This window comes from Sphingobacterium sp. UBA2480 (assembly GCF_002341965.1).
Taxonomy (GTDB): domain Bacteria; phylum Bacteroidota; class Bacteroidia; order Sphingobacteriales; family Sphingobacteriaceae; genus Sphingobacterium; species Sphingobacterium multivorum.
The window spans coordinates 111,457-129,497 of sequence record NZ_DDPA01000001.1 but is presented as its reverse complement, the minus strand read 5'-3'; the positions used below and the strand labels follow the sequence as shown (position 1 = coordinate 129,497).

Annotated in this window: 18 protein-coding genes; 8 read left to right on the top strand and 10 right to left on the bottom strand. The window is 39.3% G+C overall.

All coding sequences use genetic code 11. The features are described from left to right. Positions 1 to 16 precede the first annotated feature (16 nt). Both ligD and B3600_RS00580 read right to left on the bottom strand, forming a co-directional pair. Positions 17 to 2,713, bottom strand: coding sequence for a DNA ligase D (gene ligD / locus B3600_RS00585; RefSeq protein WP_286751745.1), 2,697 nt, complete (start codon positions 2,711 to 2,713; stop codon positions 17 to 19). Between the two features lie 92 nt (positions 2,714 to 2,805). Next, on the bottom strand, positions 2,806 to 2,997 hold the full coding sequence (locus tag B3600_RS00580; protein ID WP_286751744.1) for a DUF3606 domain-containing protein: 192 nt from the start codon (positions 2,995 to 2,997) through the stop codon (positions 2,806 to 2,808). Between the two features lie 234 nt (positions 2,998 to 3,231). Here B3600_RS00580 and B3600_RS00575 point away from each other — a divergent pair, with 234 nt between their 5' ends. Then, positions 3,232 to 3,465, top strand: a complete 234-nt coding sequence (locus B3600_RS00575; RefSeq protein ID WP_286751743.1) for a hypothetical protein — start codon at positions 3,232 to 3,234, stop codon at positions 3,463 to 3,465. A 314-nt stretch (positions 3,466 to 3,779) separates the two neighbouring features. On the opposite strand, the gene B3600_RS00570 is transcribed toward B3600_RS00575, so the two are convergent. The 8 genes from B3600_RS00570 to B3600_RS00535 all read right to left on the bottom strand — a co-directional run bounded on the left by B3600_RS00570 (position 3,780) and on the right by B3600_RS00535 (position 12,841). Next, complete coding sequence (locus B3600_RS00570; protein ID WP_286751742.1) at positions 3,780 to 6,650, bottom strand: DUF3696 domain-containing protein; 2,871 nt, start codon at positions 6,648 to 6,650, stop codon at positions 3,780 to 3,782. A 203-nt stretch (positions 6,651 to 6,853) separates the two neighbouring features. After that, complete coding sequence (locus B3600_RS00565) at positions 6,854 to 7,315, bottom strand: hypothetical protein (RefSeq protein WP_286751741.1); 462 nt, start codon at positions 7,313 to 7,315, stop codon at positions 6,854 to 6,856. A gap of 564 nt (positions 7,316 to 7,879) precedes the next feature. Next, positions 7,880 to 8,371, bottom strand: coding sequence for a hypothetical protein (locus B3600_RS00560; protein WP_286751740.1), 492 nt, complete (start codon positions 8,369 to 8,371; stop codon positions 7,880 to 7,882). A gap of 66 nt (positions 8,372 to 8,437) precedes the next feature. Beyond that, a complete protein-coding gene (locus tag B3600_RS00555; RefSeq protein WP_286751739.1) occupies positions 8,438 to 11,089 on the bottom strand; it encodes a TonB-dependent receptor in 2,652 nt (883 codons plus the stop codon). After that, the gene (locus B3600_RS00550; protein ID WP_286751738.1) at positions 11,089 to 11,871 is read right to left on the bottom strand and encodes a GLPGLI family protein; all 783 of its coding nucleotides are present in this window, start codon (positions 11,869 to 11,871) and stop codon (positions 11,089 to 11,091) included. Before B3600_RS00550 ends, B3600_RS00555 begins: the two co-directional genes overlap by 1 nt. Then, positions 11,862 to 12,125, bottom strand: coding sequence for a hypothetical protein (locus B3600_RS00545; RefSeq protein WP_286751737.1), 264 nt, complete (start codon positions 12,123 to 12,125; stop codon positions 11,862 to 11,864). The genes B3600_RS00550 and B3600_RS00545 overlap by 10 nt, the downstream gene beginning before the upstream one ends. A gap of 16 nt (positions 12,126 to 12,141) precedes the next feature. Then, complete coding sequence (locus B3600_RS00540; RefSeq protein ID WP_286751736.1) at positions 12,142 to 12,447, bottom strand: hypothetical protein; 306 nt, start codon at positions 12,445 to 12,447, stop codon at positions 12,142 to 12,144. A 115-nt stretch (positions 12,448 to 12,562) separates the two neighbouring features. Then, entirely contained in the window at positions 12,563 to 12,841 is a 279-nt protein-coding gene (locus B3600_RS00535; RefSeq protein ID WP_286751735.1) for a hypothetical protein, read from the bottom strand. Positions 12,842 to 13,295: 454 nt separating this feature from the next. Here B3600_RS00535 and B3600_RS00530 point away from each other — a divergent pair, with 454 nt between their 5' ends. The 7 genes from B3600_RS00530 to B3600_RS00500 all read left to right on the top strand — a co-directional run bounded on the left by B3600_RS00530 (position 13,296) and on the right by B3600_RS00500 (position 18,009). Continuing rightward, entirely contained in the window at positions 13,296 to 13,628 is a 333-nt protein-coding gene (locus B3600_RS00530; protein WP_286751734.1) for an ArsR/SmtB family transcription factor, read from the top strand. Between the two features lie 66 nt (positions 13,629 to 13,694). After that, the gene (locus B3600_RS00525; RefSeq protein ID WP_286751733.1) at positions 13,695 to 14,168 is read left to right on the top strand and encodes a DUF6428 family protein; all 474 of its coding nucleotides are present in this window, start codon (positions 13,695 to 13,697) and stop codon (positions 14,166 to 14,168) included. 15 nt (positions 14,169 to 14,183) lie between these two features. Further along, positions 14,184 to 14,798: a protein-tyrosine-phosphatase gene (locus tag B3600_RS00520; RefSeq protein ID WP_286752223.1), complete on the top strand. Its 615-nt coding sequence runs from the start codon at positions 14,184 to 14,186 to the stop codon at positions 14,796 to 14,798. Between the two features lie 3 nt (positions 14,799 to 14,801). Beyond that, positions 14,802 to 15,848 (top strand): ACR3 family arsenite efflux transporter, encoded by a 1,047-nt coding sequence (gene arsB / locus B3600_RS00515; RefSeq protein WP_286751732.1) that lies wholly within the window; start codon positions 14,802 to 14,804, stop codon positions 15,846 to 15,848. A 234-nt stretch (positions 15,849 to 16,082) separates the two neighbouring features. Continuing rightward, positions 16,083 to 16,469, top strand: coding sequence for a hypothetical protein (locus tag B3600_RS00510; RefSeq protein ID WP_286751731.1), 387 nt, complete (start codon positions 16,083 to 16,085; stop codon positions 16,467 to 16,469). Positions 16,470 to 16,489: 20 nt separating this feature from the next. Continuing rightward, positions 16,490 to 16,885 (top strand): single-stranded DNA-binding protein, encoded by a 396-nt coding sequence (locus B3600_RS00505; protein WP_286751730.1) that lies wholly within the window; start codon positions 16,490 to 16,492, stop codon positions 16,883 to 16,885. Positions 16,886 to 16,935: 50 nt separating this feature from the next. After that, on the top strand, positions 16,936 to 18,009 hold the full coding sequence (locus tag B3600_RS00500) for a DUF932 domain-containing protein (protein WP_286751729.1): 1,074 nt from the start codon (positions 16,936 to 16,938) through the stop codon (positions 18,007 to 18,009). Positions 18,010 to 18,041: the final 32 nt, after the last annotated feature.

Below are 18,041 nucleotides of genomic sequence, written 5' to 3'. Positions count from 1 at the left end.
ACTTATAGACCAGACCCTATTTCCCTGAATAGGTCTCAATCGCTTTTTTGAGGTCAATGCCTTTCCCCAGGACTGGGTTAAAGATATCGCCTTCACTAGCTAATCTTTCCATTGCATTGAAGATGTGAAAATCGCTCATTTTAAGTCCTTTCTTTACTTCATCCCAATGCAAGGGCATTGAAACCGTAGCTCCCGGCTTAGGACGGACAGAATACACGGAAGCAATTGTCGCATGTGGCCTATTTTGAAGAAAATCAAGATACATTCTACCTTTGCGGTCCTTAATGGCCCTCTCCAAGCTTGTATAATTTGGCAGTTCGCGATGAACAAGCGTAACAATTACGCGCGCGAACTCCTTGGACTGCTCGTAAGTATATTTATTTCCCAAAGGAATATAGATATGAAGACCCGTAGAGCCACTTGTTTTACAAAAAGAGTCAATACCCATGTCATCTAAAATCTGCTTTGTGACCTGTGCCGCTTCAATGACCTGATCGAACGAATTTTTATCGGGGTCCAAATCAATAATACAATATGTCGGATATTCCGGCTTTTTCACAGTGCTGTTCCAGGGGTTCATTTCAATACAGCCAAGATTGGCCATATAAAGCAAGGTTGCTTCATCTTTTCCGACAAGATAATGTTTGTCTTGCTCGTTGGTTTCACTTTTATAGAGGTACGTTTCAGCCCAGTCCGGTGCTGTATCGGTCACGTTCTTAAAATAAAAGCTTTTCCCTTCTATACCGTTCGGAAAGCGGTTCATACTCTGTGGCCGGTCTTTCAGATATGGCAGAATAAAGGGTGCAACCTGATAATAATAATTGATCAGGTCTCGTTTGGTTATCTTCTCTTTCGGCCAAAAAATTTTATCCAGGTTCGTAAATTTCAGTTCATGTTTATTAACTGTTTTGACCTGTGTTTTTTCTTTGGGGTTCAACAGTGTTTTCCGTTTTATTTTTCCCTGCGGTTCAATGATCCTCTCATTCCCCTCATCAATTATCTGCTCTGTTTCTGCCTCCCTTTCTAAGACAATCTTTTTAGGATCCTTATCTTCCCGCATCCCTTCAAAGGACGGATGGCGCATAACGCCGTCACTTGTCATTTCCGTGAAGTTCACTTCGCAGATCAGTTTTGGCTTTAACCACGTAACAGACGCATGCGGTGGGTTGGGACGGAACCGTGAAGGTTTGTTAACATCCGGTTCTTCTGAGAAAGGGGGCTTGTCAGTGATCAAAGGTTTAAAAAGCTCCATCATTTCCTTCTGCATTTTATCATTAAAACCTGTACCGACTTTACCCGTATAGATCAGATCCTTGCCCTGATAAACTCCGACCAGAATACTGCTGAAAGATTTGCGGGAGTCGTCGTTCAATGTAAAACCTCCAATGACTACTTCCTGCCTTTTATTGGCTTTAATTTTTAACCAGTCTTTCGTGCGCACATGTGTATGATAGAGGCTGTCCTTCTTTTTCGCCATAATTCCTTCAAGCCCCATCTGCTTGGCAGCTTCCAAAAATTCAATTCCTGAGGTATAGAATGGCGCACTTATTTTAATAATATCGTTCACTGGTAGGGTTTCTTTTAGGACAGCCTTCCGCTCACATAGAGTCAGATCGGTCAGGTCTTTTCCCTTGTACCATAATATATCAAAAACATAGTACAGTAAAATACCATCAGATTCACTCCGCCAGTTTTGTAGCGAACCAAAGTCCGCCTGTCCATTCTCGCCTACAACAACGATTTCCCCATCCAGAATGGCATCGAATTTCAGTTCTTTTAAAGCATCATAAACCGGATAAAATTTCTCATTAAAGCTTTTATCATTCCTGGATTTAATCTCCGCCTTCCCTCCTTTCAGAAAGGATACTGCCCGATAACCATCCCATTTAACCTCATACAACCAGTCCTTATCATCGAAGGGTTTATCGACCAATGTAGCAAGCATGGGTTCGATGTGGTCGTAAAAAGCTTTTTTAGGGGCATCTTTTAACACTTTTGCCACATCAATAGCCGTTTCATCCTCTTGGTCAGGACCAAATTGTTCATCTATAAGTACGGCAGCGCGCTTATTTGCGGCAGGTTTATCCTTGACCGTGCTTTTCTTTTTCACAATATTTTTGCCATATACCTTATCAGGTGCTTTTTCCATCTGCGCAATGGTTTTATCAGAAAGAACAGATTTATCTTTTAAGGTGACATCATTTGTTGTGGCAAATTGATCATCGAGCTTCATCAGTAGCCAGCTGTTCTCTCCCCTACCATATGCTTTCACAAGCGCAAATTCACCCTTAAGCTTCTCACCGTTCAGCTTAATTTTCAGCTTTCCTTTATGTAACTGGTGCAGTAAATTTTTCTCCTGTTTCTTAAGGTCTCCTTCAACAGGTTCAGCCGCTTCATAAGTTCCCTCATCCCAAACAATTACCGTCCCTCCACCGTACTGCCCCTTTGGAATGACACCCTCAAAATCCCTGTAATCATAAGGATGATCCTCAACCATCATAGCAAGTCTTTTGACTCCTGGGTCAAGGGAAGGACCCTTCGGAACTGCCCAGCTTTTGAGCACTCCATCCATTTCTAGGCGGAAATCGTAATGCAGATGCGACGCGTCGTGTTTCTGTACGACAAATCGCAGCTCCTTCCCTGACCCAGTGCCGCCAAATGGTTCTGGAGTTTTATCTGCTGATCGTTTTTCACGGTATTTATCTAATGCCATTTTGATTGGTTTTGAATGATGGATATTAGGGATTATGATTCTACCGCACTTGGAAACAGAACGGTTAACAAAAAAGAGTCATTTTGCTCTAATTATTTGTTGTGACGCTTTTTTAAGTATTCTTCAAGCGTTTTCCTATCGTTGGAACCGGTCGCTTTGATAGCGCCAACTACAGCTTGGGAACTTACGCCCATTTTGTCCCTAAAATACTGGATTTCGTAATTCTCAGAACTGCTAACTTTATTTCTGTCTGCCTTTCCTTTTTTTGATTTATTGTCTGCCATGATATTGGTGTTTAGTGATTTATATATATTAATGATAAGTTGCAAAAAATGCGCCGTTGCAGTTTAATAACATAACCGGAAATCAAATGGTTGTATACTTCTACAATTTAGTTGACAAAATACTTCTGTCGTGCGGACAAAACAAATTGCTTCTCGAAGCGTTAGAAATGATAAGATTATTAATACAGATAATTAGCGATCAAACAACATCGATAGATACCAAGGCTTCGCAATATGAATGGAATAAAATTTTATGGCAAATCTGCTAAAATAGGCTGTCCTGCTGAATTTCTTTTCGAACCAGACATGACCGGACAGCCAGAGCAGGCAATAGCCGAGTTCAGTACAGGCGAAAAGGCATATGCACAAATATCGCGTAAGCTAACCAATGAACTTAGCGTTAGGATCGGCGAACATTTAAGCAATAAAGGAAAGAAGATTTCCGAAAAGGTCTGGCAATTAAGCTAAAATAAGCAGCAAAACGTTTGGGAAGTGGTCAGGAATTTAACGTAATTTTGAGCATCTCTCAGAACTCCTCATTTGTATTGATATCAGCAGAAAAATTACGATCGAGTAGCCCCAAGAAACTACAGGCACTCCCTAACAAGATAATTTTTTTTATATTTATAAGTCAGATTATAATTCAACAATCATTAGGAATACTATATCTGAAAACTTTGGCAATGTTAAACAAAGGTCAGGGATGGGTGGCGAAGTGATTTCAGACCCATCCGAGACTAATAATTAGGTGAGTACGTTAGATCATCAAAAGGTACAACGGATTATAAATATTTGAAAATCGCCAGAACCTTCCCAATGTAATCCTCAGCTGTATTCCTATCGATCACATCATGGGTACAGATAGCGTCATTATAGGTATGACCTGCACAATTTCTAAGATCTTTTATATATCTGAACGTACCAAATAGGCTTTCTGCATTATTGTAGTCCCTCCAAAAACTTCTTAGAAAATTGGAAAACTCCAATACTAATGGTACAGAATTATAATTGTACATAGGATTGCTTGTTGGCGATATGCTATGTAGTAATTCAAAGATTTGGGTCAAATTCCCGAACTTATAACCAGCAGTGGAATTTTTGCTATAATTCTTCAAGTGATCGATCATTACATTATTTCCATTAATTAAAATTGTGCTATTGCCGTTTCCCCGAGCTAGCGGTAAATTATCAATAATGTGATTAATTTTGTCTTTATAGTGCGCATCTTCTGACCATATAGTCACGTTCGAACTGTCGATATAGTTCGTGAAATCATCCATCCATTTGATCATTTCAAATTCCACTGCACGACCAAACTGTATGATAACAGGAGCAAAATCGGCGTCATTATCTAACGTTATCAATAGGAATTTACCTGTTGCTAAATATTGTAGCGTTTTATTATTATCGATTTTGCTTTCATCAATTAATATTTTTACTTCTGCTACGTATTTTGAATAATCGGTTTTTTCCAGGAAACGGTCAATCATTTGCTGCTGTTGCTCTAACCCTAGCTGTAATTCAGATTCTATTTTATCTTTCTGCCTTTTGGCTTCATTGATTTCTTCTTTAAGCTTAGCATGATCAGAATATGCACCTTCCAATTTATGCTGAAGCTGTTCCAATTCTCTATTTTTTTGATCAAGAGCAGTTTTGGACGCTATTTGCTTTTCTTTTATTTCGTCATAATCTTCAATAAAATGGTTTCTTTGAATGTTGAACAAGCTTAGCTTTAGATTATTCTGCTCATCAAAGAATCCCTTGCCAAAATATTGTTCATAGTCTATACTGCCATCTTTCTCAATCTTTACGTGACTTATATAATTTTGTTTGAGACCTGCTTTAACGTCATGGGGCTGATTAAAATAATACATCTTGACCTCACTGGGAGAAATTACTTTATTGCCTATGTATTCCTGGAATTTATAGATAAGATATTCACTATGGGTTTCAATGAGAAATTGGATATTGAACCTGCTGGCGGCATCTATAAATAACTCTGCCATTTTTGACTGTAAAGATGGATGAAGATTGGCCTCCGGCTCTTCTATCAAAAGCGTCGATGGCATATAATAAATAGCTTCCTTTTCATAATAACCTTCATTATGATTAAAGTTGTATTCATGGTTCCTTTGGTACATAAAGGCAAGCGTAGCTATCTTCAGTATGATAGGAAGAAGTTGTGACACACCGTATCCCAGATCGACCAATGCTGTCCTTGTACCGTCAAAATTGACTAGGAAAATTTTAGTCAATCCGATAGACTCGTCCCTAACAACTGATAGTTCTTTTCCTATATTGAAACCTTTATTTTTGATATCACCATTTTTATCCCTTATCTCACCTACACCGATCCAAAAATTGACAAAATCCTGTATTTGTGGGTAGCTTTCTAAATAGATAGATGTGAAATCCTTTACGATCTGTACGTCTTCCCCATTCTGTTCGTCTATAAACCATGCCCTATTTCTACCGCGTGCAGTTGGCAAAAAATGAATTCGATTTAAACTCTCAACCTTTTTCTTGACAATTTCAGTAAAATCTTTCTCTATCGCCTGCGAAAGATCTGAGTAAAGATCACTATTATCTGTTGTTTTAAACCAGGGCGATTCTAAAAAACTTTGTACGGCTCCTTCTGGACGGAGCTGCTCCTCTGTTGATTCGGCTATCACAATATCTTTACAGACTCCATCATATGTTCGGGAAAAGTTGTCATGGAAACAGTCTAAGATCTTTTCATGATTGTTTTCTTTTCCTTTAAGAAGTGCTGTCGTGACCGTCTCTTCTATTTCAGAAAGTTTTGACTTTTCCTGCTCCGATACTCCCGAATAGTTGGAAAATATGCTTTTACCAGCTACCCTTTTTTTAAGAAAGTCTCTATAACTCTCCCGCTCGTAGGAAAAAAAGTTTTTCTCAAGCAAAATGGATTTGTATTTATCGATTCTGCTAAAAAGGTTAATACTGCAAATATCGACAGTCTCTTCATTCGGCTCTGATTTTTTCATCTCCTTCAAAGGATTCTTTAAGATGAGCCTGATAATTTCTTTCAGATCAATACTTGTGGACATTTCCCAGTAATCGGCTTCTTCATGACCGTATCTGAATCCAATCACATTGGACCAGTGCAAATATTTACCTTTTCTTACAATCGCAATACTTTTGATATCATGGTTTACCACATCCTCTTCAACGGCACCTTTCCTATTGATAAAGCGGTACAGCCCATACCTGATTTCAAGCGTTGCATCTATTTCTCTGCTTCCGCCTATTTTAATCGGAAATGCAAACACTAGATCTGAATCATCCTCAAAAATAGGCCTTTCCATGGTTTGTGAACTATACTTCTGATGGAAATTGGAAATTCTTGAGTACATGTGCTCGCTCTGCTGATTCGAGTCTTTATAATGTTGCAATGCTGACCGGTTAAAAATACGTTCCATATTTCCCAGTTCATGCTGCATATTCTTAAAGTCCAGGTGTTGCGAAACAATCCCGTCTTTGTAATTATGGACCATGAACTGAATTGCTTTAAAAACAGAGCTTTTTCCAGCATTATTTGACCCAGTAATAATCGTAATAGGTCCAAACTCAAGATTTTCCTTCTTGCTAAATGTCCTAAAATTCTGTAGGCCAATTCCCTCTAAATTTGGCATTATGATAGTTTAATATTTTATAAATTATGTATTTGAAGAGTCTTTTAAGCAGCTTTAATTTAAAGATCACTATACCACACTTCGTAAATATACCATGCTTTGCGGCAACATATATAGTAGCCCGTTCAATATTCCTGCTCCTACTCCGTTGTTTCTGCAAACTGCACTTACTGAAAATTAAATACTATACAATATCAGGATATCTAATGAACGGTAAACGTGCCATTCCCCTTAAGGATCAGAAAAGAACCCTGTTTCACATTTTTTCTGATACCGCTAAACTTGCTAAAACTGCCCGTCAGCACCATCTGTTCATAACGTGTGGAATCAGCCGATTCCCAGCCCGTTCCGCAGGGAACAGCATTAGCCTTCACGCTGTCCGCCATCATTTTAGACTCTAGGTTTGCCCGCTCTACCCTTGCATAACTGATGCGCATACATCCGCCCGGATCCTTTGCAACAAGATAAAATAGCTTCATTGGTTCCTTACTGTCAGGTAACTGAAGGTCAAACTGTTTCGTAATCGTATCGCCTGCCACTTTCCAGTCCGCATGGCCTGTGGCAAAGTCTTTTTCAAAAATTATTTTGGAAATTGTGCTGTTAGTGCAGGATGATGCAACTAGGTACAATAGGAACATGCCTATCACGTTTTTAATTGTTCTCATATTTTTAGGTTATTAGCTGACACTAATTTACTAAAAAAATCATTTCTATCTGTTTAAAATATAAAGAAATGGATGCTGGCTGGGATTGGCCCCTACACTCAAAAAAATACGCAAAATACTGAGGTCGCTGACCTTTGTCAGTACATATTCACATCTACATCGCAAAAAGTAAAATAAGTGTCTTCGTCAAAAAACTGAAAATCTATATTTATTGCAATCTAGTAAATAAGTGATTTACGTTTTTTTTTATCGGGTTTTACGGATTGAGCAATAACAAAATTTGCTTAGTAAAATATTAGAAGGTTCGTCTTTAACAATTTAACTCACATTGTTAATTAATATGCTACTAAAAAGATACAAATCCTACTCAAGACCGTACTTCGATTGAACTTTACCAATAAGATCTGTCAGATGGGCTCCTAGGTAGGTGCTGTTATACTTTCCATTCTGCCAGATTTCAATGCACCAAAAACCAATCCCGTCCTTCCACCAGAAAAGCCCGTGAAAATGTTTTGCAGTATATTCTGCGGTTAGAGATTCATTGATGAACCCTTGGCCCAATATCTATATATTAAGAAAATGCCTGATCCTTTTGATAATGGACCGTGTTGGTTTTTCTAAATCTACAATTCGATGGGATTCAGTAATATTACGCAGCTTTAGATAATTTTCAAAACTAAAGTAGGTATCTTCATCGCCGTATTTTTGAAGACAAATCGCATAATAATTGCTCTGAAAATATTCGATTGCGTATTCCTCCTTATTAATAATATCTGCCCATTGATAAATTTTTTCAAGCAGGTCACGTTTGAGCAGGTTTTCCAGCGGATCATTCAGATCCTGATCCTCCAATACCCTCAAACAGCAATCAATTGTTTCTAAATTCAGCATTAAATCGAATTCTCTTTTTTGCGGGAAATCTTTAAAAGAATAACCAAAATACCCCTCCCTAATGCAGCGTTTTTCGACAGGGTGCATCTTTAAATACTTGTATAACAATCCAGCCTCAATATCATTGATGCTAACTCTTATGCGAATATCATATAAAACTTCCATTACAAATATTTATATAAAACCTTCTTGCGATCAGTAGGCCAGATACGGAGCGTTTGGCTGGCGGAGTTAAAAATTCTTATTGATACCCAAGACGATATGGAAAGGTATCAGCTTCTGGGTGTACAGGCTCTCACTGATATTATCGATAGAATACTTGGTGATGCTATTGGAATTGAGCAAATTATTCCCCTGCAGATAAATATCGCTATTGTATTTTTTCCACGTGTAATTAAGCTTAATATCCCAAAAATGAGTTCGATCCTGACCGGTATTCCCAAATTTGTAATATTCCATTGAGGACTCGATCCTGAACACTGGATTTACCCTAAAATATACATTCGCAAACGCTTTCTGATCCTGATAATTGTTTGAGTTTACCTCCGAGACAATCTTATTGAAAGCAATCTCATAGCCGAGTTCATAATTGAAAAATCCCATAAAACCTGATTTCATCTCAAAACCTGTTTTAAGGTTAGAAAACCGTGATCTGATTAGTGGCCCGCTATTGATGCTGTTTTCATATTCCGATTCCGAATAGGAGCCTAAAAGACTTATTCTGGTCTTGATAAAATTCAGGTATTTGCGAAGTTCCAGGTTAGCGGAATAAGTGCTGTTATTCATTACAAGAATCGCCTGACTGAACGTAAAAGTTGGATTCACGATCATATTATTTGAAAGGTAACTGTCATTTTTTGAAAAATTAGCATTGAAGGACAGGTACTGCGAGCTGATCTGCCCAATGTTGTAGCTTAGGTTAAAGCTGTAGCTTGGTAGCACTGTAAACCCTACCTCACTTTTGTTAAAATTCCGGTTTCCCTGATAAATGTATCCGTTATAGACATCATTGATGCTTACTGTTGAAAATTTTCTGGATGCGCTTAAACTGATATTTCCGGTCCTGCTGTTTTCATACCCAATATTGACGGTCGGAAACAGATGAAATCCTGCCGTATTCTCGTCTCTGAGATCCGAGTAAATAAACTGCCCCAGCATCGTAGCGCCATAACGCCACTTCTTGTTTTTCCGCAGGTATTTTCCCTGCGCAAACAGGTTATTCTGCTCAAGTGACAGATCATTGCTGAAATCCCGGTCATCGTAATTGATCCTGTTATTATCCGCATCAAAAAGCGAAAGATTTGAAGATAACCGGTTCCTCCTGTATTCATTTCCAGCCTGAATCTCAACCGATTCTTTTTCCGAATATTTTTTAAGATAAGAAACTTTAACTCCACCAAAATTCATTTTGGAGCTGATGGTCTGCCGGGATTTTCTGACGTCCGGATTGCCGGTGACTTTTTGGAATACATCATTATCATCAGTGAAATCATAAGGCCTATCCTGAAAAATATATCTTGCAACGGCAACTACAGCTTTGGAAGAGTCAATTTTCTTGGTATAGACAAATTTATTCTCAGTGGACATAAGCCTGTTGGTTCCTATCTGGTTATTTAGCTGTTCATTGAAGACAAAAATATTATCGTTGCTTTCTCTCAGGGATGATGTTTTACTGTAAAACTGAAAATTCGAATTATTCCTGAATTCCTTTGAAATTTCCAGTTTTCCGACCAGATTCGTGTTGTTCTGCTTCCAGGTCTTATCCTCCACGTTTGCGAAATTTTGTCCCGCATAGTTGAACCGGTAAAAACTGGAGATGTAATTTCTGTTCTCGATGTCGTTGAACACGGTGATGAATTTAATTTTCCAGTCATTCTTGAAATTGTAGATATAATTAAGTGAACCCAGTTTATCATTGTTGAAGTTGGTACGCTTATCCTGAAAGATGCTGTTTTTTTGATGAAGATTCACAACCGATAGTATGCCCACATTCGTCCCCACATTCTCAACCTCATTCTCCGAAGCCGGATCAATCAGGTATTCAACGCCTTTCATTTCGTTCAGTCCGAGATTGTTCGCATTAAGAAGAAAATAGACCTTTCGTCTCTTGGTGAAATTCATCACGTTGACCTTCCCCTGTCTCATGTCCTCTTTGTAACTTGTCGAAGCAAGTAATAAATTCCCGAACCATTTTCCCTTCGCATCTTCTTTTAGTGTAAGATTAAGGGCAATACGGTTTGTATTTTCGATGTTCTTTAGCAGTTTGTTCTTGGAGTAGTTCTCCAGCACCTGAACTTTTTCAAGTGGTTTGGAAGGCATATTCTGTGTAAGGGTCTGATAACCTTTTTCAAAGAGGTCATCATTTTCTATCATGACCCGCTCAACCTCCCTGTTCCTGAATTTTATTTTCCCGTCACTTTCAACCGTGAGGCCGGGAAGTTTTTTTAGCAGTTCTTCCACATTGCGTTCTGTTCCGTTGGAGAAACTCTGCACATTATATTCAGTCGTATCTTTTTTTTGCCTGACCGGTGTGTTTCTGGTAATGACAACTTCTTTGATTTCCTTGACTTTATCCCTGCTAAGTTCGATAGCGTTAAGATCAATAACCGAATTCTTTTTGATGAACGAGATTGGAATATTTTTCTTTTCATGCCCCGCCGCGGTAACCTGCAGGTTAAAGCTGCCATACTGATCCGTATTTAACGAAAAGCTTCCGTCCTTATTGCTAAAGACGAAAGCTATGATATTATCATGTGTATCCGTAAGAATGATACTGGCTCTAAGAAGCGGCTGCTTACTATCTGAAAGTACAGTTCCTGCAATCTTCGCTTGCGCGGAGATCTTAAGAATTAGTATAAAGAATAATAAACATAAATATTTCATTAAGGCTTCTTGGTGTCAGGTTCCCATTCAAAGTGGGTTTCCATTGACATCTCTCTGATGTTGGGCACTTCGTACTCGGTTCCTGCTGGTAATGCAGCGATAGATTTATTCATATCGTCCTGCAAAATAACATTTTCCAATTCTATCATTTTTTTGAACGGCATGATGGGGTCAGTCGTTTTTTTCTCAAAAATTGCTAGAATTTTAGGTGGGAACTTATCCTGCGAATTTAATGAAATTGTTTTTGCAGTACCTCTTATAAAACCATCTTTATCCTGAAATTCCAGAATAACACCAGGTAGTCCCTTAAGTTTCCAAGGAAACACTTCGACATTTAGATCCTTGGTGAACCATACCGTATATTCTCTTCCCCTAAAATTAGCGGTGGCCAGAAAGGCTTTGTAACCGAGAATATCCTTTGATTCCTTCGAGATCTTCCAGTCAAGGTTCTTCAGCTTTTCGGAAGCCAATCTCGGGAGCGGCTGCTTTTCATTTTTCGGAACCATGTACACCCGCTGGTAGAGATTTTCGCTGGAAAGATCATAGTCATAAACATGATACGGATTAATTGATGTAAAGTCAGTTTCTATTAATTTTTTATAACTGACAGACGGATCACTGGCAAAGAAAAAATAGGAGTTTTTTTGATCACTTATGACAAATGATTTTAAATTACTCATATGGGCAAAAGTATAATCGTACTCCACGATAATCTTATCCTGAGCGTCAGCATATCCAAAAATGGTCAGAAATAAAAAAATTAATACGTTTTTTAAGGCCATAGATCAATATAAGGATGTAATTGATGAACATAGGTCGTTGTGGTAGAACCCTCAAGTTGTCCAGATGCGCACGGAGCCGAGACTCTCGGTCCCACAGAAGAACTGATGTAGTTCCCCTGATGGTCTTCATATTGTGTAACTGTCTGCGTAAAACAGCCAGCAAGCTTCTTTACATTAACTTTTTTCACTCCTGGAGCGGCATATGTTAAGCCACTTAAACCCGGAACGGTCGCTGTTAAAATGATTCTTTTCATATTTTTTTATTTTATTCTATGGACATGATGTCGCTTGGTTAGGATCTGAGCCTGGGTTCCATCCACCCTCTGTTCTGACTTCGTAATAAGTAGATGTTGAGCCTTCCGCCTGTCCCTGTCTGCAATTGACAGTATATTTTGGACTAGCCGAAGAATACAGATACTGTCCGCACGTATTTTCAACGTTTACAATAACTTGCGCGTAGCAGTTTCCTAAATAAGACTGATCCTGATCAAGATCCTGTTCGATCTCAATGGTGTTAGCAAGAGCAAACGATGATGATCCTGCAACTAGGAATAAACCTAAAATGAGTTTTTTCATAAGATAAGATTTTTGTTGTTTATTGGTAATTACACATATTCCTTACTCAGGTGAGTAATGATTTTTATTTTTCAATCTGCTTTTCTGACAGATCAATAACTGACCTATATGGCTGTTAAGGAAAACCTAGCCAATACACAGCGAGCGGAGAGATCTGATGGACATAAGTTGTCTGGGTGGAGCCTTCAAGCTGTCCCTGCGCGCACTCAACTGACACTCTCGGTCCAACAGAAGAACTTACGTAGTTGCCCTGAAGATCTTCATATTGGGTTACTGTCTGCGTAAAGCATCCGGCAAGTCTCTTTTCAGCGGCCACTTTTTTTACAATAGGTGAAGAAGCAGAAGATAAACCAGCAAACCCTAAAACGGTCACGGTCAAAATGAATTTTTTCATAGATTTTAATTTAATTAGGATTGGATTAGTTACAGCTTGATGGTGTTTGCAAGCACGTAAGAAATTGTGCCTGACAGCGGGGATAATCCCAGGAAGAGTTTTTTCATAAGTTTTTAGTTATTTATTGGTGGTCAAATATATAAATTTTTATCACACAAAAATGATATTTTTAACTTATATTTAATATTTTATGTAATATTTTCTCCTAAAGACCGTCGATACGGCATTTTTTAAAATACTTACTTCACCAGTCTTAGATAAAATACAAGTTATTATTGCTCGCAATAAAACAATTTTCAATAAAACATTGCCTTCTGTAATAGAGGGTCTCCACTCTGAGCGCTTACAATTAAGAATATTGGGCAGCTAATAGCCACGATTTCAAAAAACTTGGCAAATATGTTTTTGATAATTGAAGTAATAATCGTAATATTGCGATATATAAAATTTAAAGATGGGACTTACTAAAACAGAAATTTTCACGGACAAGCACAATAAATTGGCTCTAGCTTTTAAGGTCCTGGGCCATCCTGCACGTATTTCTATACTTCAGTATATTATTGATAAGAAAGCTTGTATCTGCAATGACCTGGTTGAAGAACTCGGACTAGCGCAGGCAACCATTTCACAACATTTAAAAGAGCTCAAGAGTACGGGTATTATCCAGGGGACCATTGAAGGAAAATCAGTTTGCTACTGTATTGATGAACAGGTGTGGAATAAGGTTCAGGGGGATTTCAACGGGTTCTTTAATCAGGATGTTAAAGTAAATAGCTGCTGTTCCTAGCACTTTTTTTATTCATTAATATCGTAATATTGCAATATATAATTCTAATAATTAAAATTCAGTAAAATGAAGCTATCAGAAATTAAAGAAATTCTGCCAACATTGGAAAATGTTGAATTTCAATTGGAGAATGGAACGTTTGTTCCGGAACACTTCCATGTCACAGAAGTGGGCCAGATCACGAAAAATTTTATAGACTGCGGCGGTGTAGTTCGAAACGAAAAAGCCGTGAACTTTCAGTTGTGGAATGCCGATGATTATGAGCACCGCTTGAAACCTGGAAAGCTGCTGCATATCATTACCCTTTCGGAGGAAAAGCTAGGCATAGAAGATGCGGAGATTGAAGTGGAATACCAAAGCGGTACAATCGGCAAATACGGTCTTGATTTCAATGGAAAGACCTTTGTTTTGAAAAGCCTGACAACAGCATGTCTTGCTCAGGATGCTTGTGGTATCCCTGCTGAAAAGCAAAAGAAAAACCTGGCGGAACTACCGGTTAATCAATCATCCTGCTGTACTCCGGGATCGGGATGCTGTTAAAATAAGTCGATTATGATATATCCTAAACTATCAGAAACCATAGCTCATCTTGAATGGGAAAAACTCATAAGCAAAGAGCGCAAGGGCATATTGCTTCCATTGTTTGATTTTATACAGCAAAAAGTTGATAACGCACAACAGGTCAATCTGAACTTCATCTGTACGCACAATTCAAGGCGTAGCCATTTGTCCCAGATATGGGCGCAAACAGCCTCGCTGTACTTTAAAATACCGTCTGTAAATTGCTATTCTGGTGGCACGGATGAAACAGCCTTATTTCCGAAAGTGGCGGAGACGTTAATTGCCCAAGGTTATAACATTTTTAAAATTTCCGAAGGCGGTAATCCGGTATATGCGATAAAGGCGGGTGACAATACGGAACCTATAATAGGTTTTTCAAAGAAATACGATAGTGCTTTCAATCCTGCATCGAATTTTGCTGCGATCATGACCTGCTCTCAGGCAGATGATGGCTGTCCTTTTATTGCAGGTGCAGAAAAACGGATACCGGTGACTTATGAAGATCCCAAAAGCTCTGATGAAACTGCTGAGCAAGATCAGGTGTATGCAAGTCGTAGTTTACAGATCGCACAGGAAATGTTTTATGTTTTTTCCAAAATCAACCACTAGTAAATGAAATCAAAACTAAAATTCCTTGATCGCTACCTTACCTTGTGGATCTTTCTGGCGATGGCACTAGGGATTGCATTGGGAAAAATCTTTCCTTCCTCCACTAACTGGATCAACAGTTTTAGTAGTGGTACAACTAATGTTCCTTTAGCCATCGGTTTGATCCTGATGATGTACCCACCTTTAGCAAAGGTTCGCTACGAACAGATCGGCAAAGTTTTCCGTAACGTAAAAATTTTGGGAACTTCCTTGCTACTGAATTGGGTGATCGGTCCGATACTGATGTTTGTACTGGCGATCCTTTTCTTAAACGGCTATCCGGAATATATGGCTGGATTAATACTGATTGGTCTTGCAAGGTGTATTGCTATGGTAGTTGTTTGGAATGAGCTTGCTGAGGGGAACAGGGAATACGCAGCAGGGCTAATTGCACTCAACAGTATCTTTCAGGTTCTTCTGTATAGCCTTTATGCTTATCTGTTTATCACCGTTCTTCCACCGGTTTTTGGTATCGAAGGACTTTCAGTAGATATCTCAATCGCTGAAATTGCAAAAAGTGTAGGAATTTACTTGGGCATTCCATTTATTGCGGGTATAGTGAGTAGATATGGACTGATTGCTTTAAAAGGTGAGAACTGGTTTCAGCACCGTTTTATTCCATTTATTTCCCCTATAACACTGATTTCACTGCTATTTACAATTATCGTTATGTTCAGTCTTAAGGGTGAAATGATACTGGAACTTCCTTTCGATGTACTTCGTATCGCAGTTCCGCTGGTTATCTACTTTGCGCTAATGTTCGTTGTAAGTTTCATCGCTGGTAAAAAGGCAGGTGCAGATTACTCACAGAGTACGGCCGTTGCTTTTACCGCTGCAGGAAATAATTTCGAGCTGGCGATTGCCGTGGCAATCGGTGTCTTTGGAATTAATAGCGGTCAGGCTTTTGTTGGCGTTATTGGACCATTGGTTGAAGTTCCTGCTTTGATTGCATTAGTCAATCTTGCTTTCTGGTTCAGGAAAAGATATTTCGGTCCACAATCTGCTATATAAAATATTATAATTGAAATTATTTGAGCCATGCCATGTGCATGGCTTTTTTTATGGCGTGTGCCAGGCGGCACCGTGCTTTACGTTACAAGTCCTCGTTTCTGTGGGCTTTCCACTTCTATCACTCACGCAGAATCTTATTTCTGATAGCTATTTTCAGATAAGCTCAAAAATCCTTCCCTTCCGGCAAAGCACATTTCCTCCAGCGCCAAAGCCCTAAGCAAAAAAGAGCTTTTTATGCTGCCCGTCATAGCAAATCGTAAGCTATCCAGATCCGGTCCCACGGGCGAATACCTTTCAATTACCTATGAAATAGCACTGCCTTTAAAACTCTTGAGAATCTATTGGTTGGATAAGGATTTGGAAATCACTTTTTATCAAAAGAACAGTCGAAAAAGACATTCAAAGGTACATCGTGCAGCCAACCCACATCCCGCAAAAGACTACGGCATAAACACATGCCGCCACCCTTTCCCATCCTTTATTCCGTTTCCTTTTGCCTTACAGCAATTGCCCGATTTACTGATTGACTTTCTTTTTTTTCCTGTTTTTTCTTTTGAAAAAAATGATTCGGGGCCGAGGCACAGCAGGACAGGAAGAATGAAAAACTTAACAGGATTGTAGAACAACTAAAACAAAAAGTTATGAACATTTCAGGAAGACTGACACAAGATGCAACGGTCAGTAAAACAACAACAGGTAAGGAAGTGGTAAACTTCAGTGTAGCGGTAAATGATGGCTACAAAAACAGACAAGGGGAATGGGTGGACAATACCGCATTTATTGAATGTGCCTACTGGCGAAGCGCAAAGCCAGTTTCATGGCTCAAACAGGGGCTATATGTCGAACTAACGGGGCACATCAGCGCAAGGGCGTGGACTGGAAAGGACGGCAACCTAAAAGCAGGGCTGAACTTCACAACCTCCAATATCAAACCCGCTTGGGGAACAGCATCGGAAAAAGATTCCGTACAGGTCAGTAACAAACAGCAGAACGGCAGTCCTGAAAAAGGGGACGATAAAGACGACCTCCCATTCTAAGCAGGATAGCGAAAAATCAAATCATTTTAACCCTTTAATAAATAGAAATCATGGGACATAATTTAAATTTCAACAATAGAACGGGTAGATATTCATTTTTCAGTGTTAAGGAAAAGGCTTGGCACGGCTTGGGGCAGATCGTGCAGGATTACCCGACCAGTGCAGAAGCAATCAGACACGCAGGGCTGGACTACGAAGTGCAAAAAAGCCCTCTTTATACAAAAGGTTCGGGCATAGTGGAAATTTCGGACGGCATCGTTATACAGGACGCTGAAATTGAAGTGCCTAACTATTTTGCCAATATCCGCACGGATAACAATACTGTACTGGGTGTAGTGGGTAGAGACTACCACATCGTACAGAATAAAGATGCGTTTTCATTTTTTGATTCTATCGTAGGCGGTGGTAGTGGAATACTTTACGAAACCGCAGGGGCACTCGGACAGGGCGAACGCATATTCATCACCGCAAAGCTTCCCAACTATATCCGCATTGGAAATTCAGACGATGTCATTGAAAAATACATCTTCCTGACCACAAGCCATGACGGAAGCGGAAGCATAACGGCAGCCTTCACTCCTATCCGTATCGTCTGTCAGAACACCCTGAATGCTTCACTCCGAAATATGAGCAACGTTGTACGCATCAAGCACACCGCAGGTGCTAAACAACGGCTCAACGATGCGCACAAAGTCATGGGACTGGCGAATAATATGACCACGCAAATGGACGGTATTTTCAACCACTGGTCAACGATCAAAGTAAAGGACAGCGAGGTCAGAAAACTGATACAGCTCGCCTTGTGCCCGAACAAGGAATCCTACAACCTGCTCAAAAAAGGTGCGGAAGACGAACTCTCAACAATGTTTAAAAATACCGTGGATGATGCCTTTGCCTATGCCATGATGAACGACACACAGCAACTGGAAACGACTAAAGGAACCCTGTTCGGAGCATATAATGCCGTTACTGGCTACTTTCAGAATGTCCGCAATTACAAGGATGGAGAAGCGAAGTTACAGAGCATTGTACTCGGTGGTACTGCACAGCTCAAATCACAAAAGGCATTTGACCTCTGCACTTCATTTGAGAAGATAGGAACGGACATATTTCAATTGAATTAAGCAAATCTTAAAAGGTGGCAGGATTGTAAAAA

Coding starts and splice junctions, on each gene's coding strand:
- ligD (WP_286751745.1), bottom strand. CDS start 2,713: ATGGCATTAGATAAATACCGTGAAAAACGATCAGCAGATAAAACTCCA.
- B3600_RS00580 (WP_286751744.1), bottom strand. CDS start 2,997: ATGGCAGACAATAAATCAAAAAAAGGAAAGGCAGACAGAAATAAAGTT.
- B3600_RS00575 (WP_286751743.1), top strand. CDS start 3,232: ATGAATGGAATAAAATTTTATGGCAAATCTGCTAAAATAGGCTGTCCT.
- B3600_RS00570 (WP_286751742.1), bottom strand. CDS start 6,650: ATGCCAAATTTAGAGGGAATTGGCCTACAGAATTTTAGGACATTTAGC.
- B3600_RS00565 (WP_286751741.1), bottom strand. CDS start 7,315: ATGAGAACAATTAAAAACGTGATAGGCATGTTCCTATTGTACCTAGTT.
- B3600_RS00560 (WP_286751740.1), bottom strand. CDS start 8,371: ATGGAAGTTTTATATGATATTCGCATAAGAGTTAGCATCAATGATATT.
- B3600_RS00555 (WP_286751739.1), bottom strand. CDS start 11,089: ATGAAATATTTATGTTTATTATTCTTTATACTAATTCTTAAGATCTCC.
- B3600_RS00550 (WP_286751738.1), bottom strand. CDS start 11,871: ATGGCCTTAAAAAACGTATTAATTTTTTTATTTCTGACCATTTTTGGA.
- B3600_RS00545 (WP_286751737.1), bottom strand. CDS start 12,125: ATGAAAAGAATCATTTTAACAGCGACCGTTCCGGGTTTAAGTGGCTTA.
- B3600_RS00540 (WP_286751736.1), bottom strand. CDS start 12,447: ATGAAAAAACTCATTTTAGGTTTATTCCTAGTTGCAGGATCATCATCG.
- B3600_RS00535 (WP_286751735.1), bottom strand. CDS start 12,841: ATGAAAAAATTCATTTTGACCGTGACCGTTTTAGGGTTTGCTGGTTTA.
- B3600_RS00530 (WP_286751734.1), top strand. CDS start 13,296: ATGGGACTTACTAAAACAGAAATTTTCACGGACAAGCACAATAAATTG.
- B3600_RS00525 (WP_286751733.1), top strand. CDS start 13,695: ATGAAGCTATCAGAAATTAAAGAAATTCTGCCAACATTGGAAAATGTT.
- arsB (WP_286751732.1), top strand. CDS start 14,802: ATGAAATCAAAACTAAAATTCCTTGATCGCTACCTTACCTTGTGGATC.
- B3600_RS00510 (WP_286751731.1), top strand. CDS start 16,083: ATGCTGCCCGTCATAGCAAATCGTAAGCTATCCAGATCCGGTCCCACG.
- B3600_RS00505 (WP_286751730.1), top strand. CDS start 16,490: ATGAACATTTCAGGAAGACTGACACAAGATGCAACGGTCAGTAAAACA.
- B3600_RS00500 (WP_286751729.1), top strand. CDS start 16,936: ATGGGACATAATTTAAATTTCAACAATAGAACGGGTAGATATTCATTT.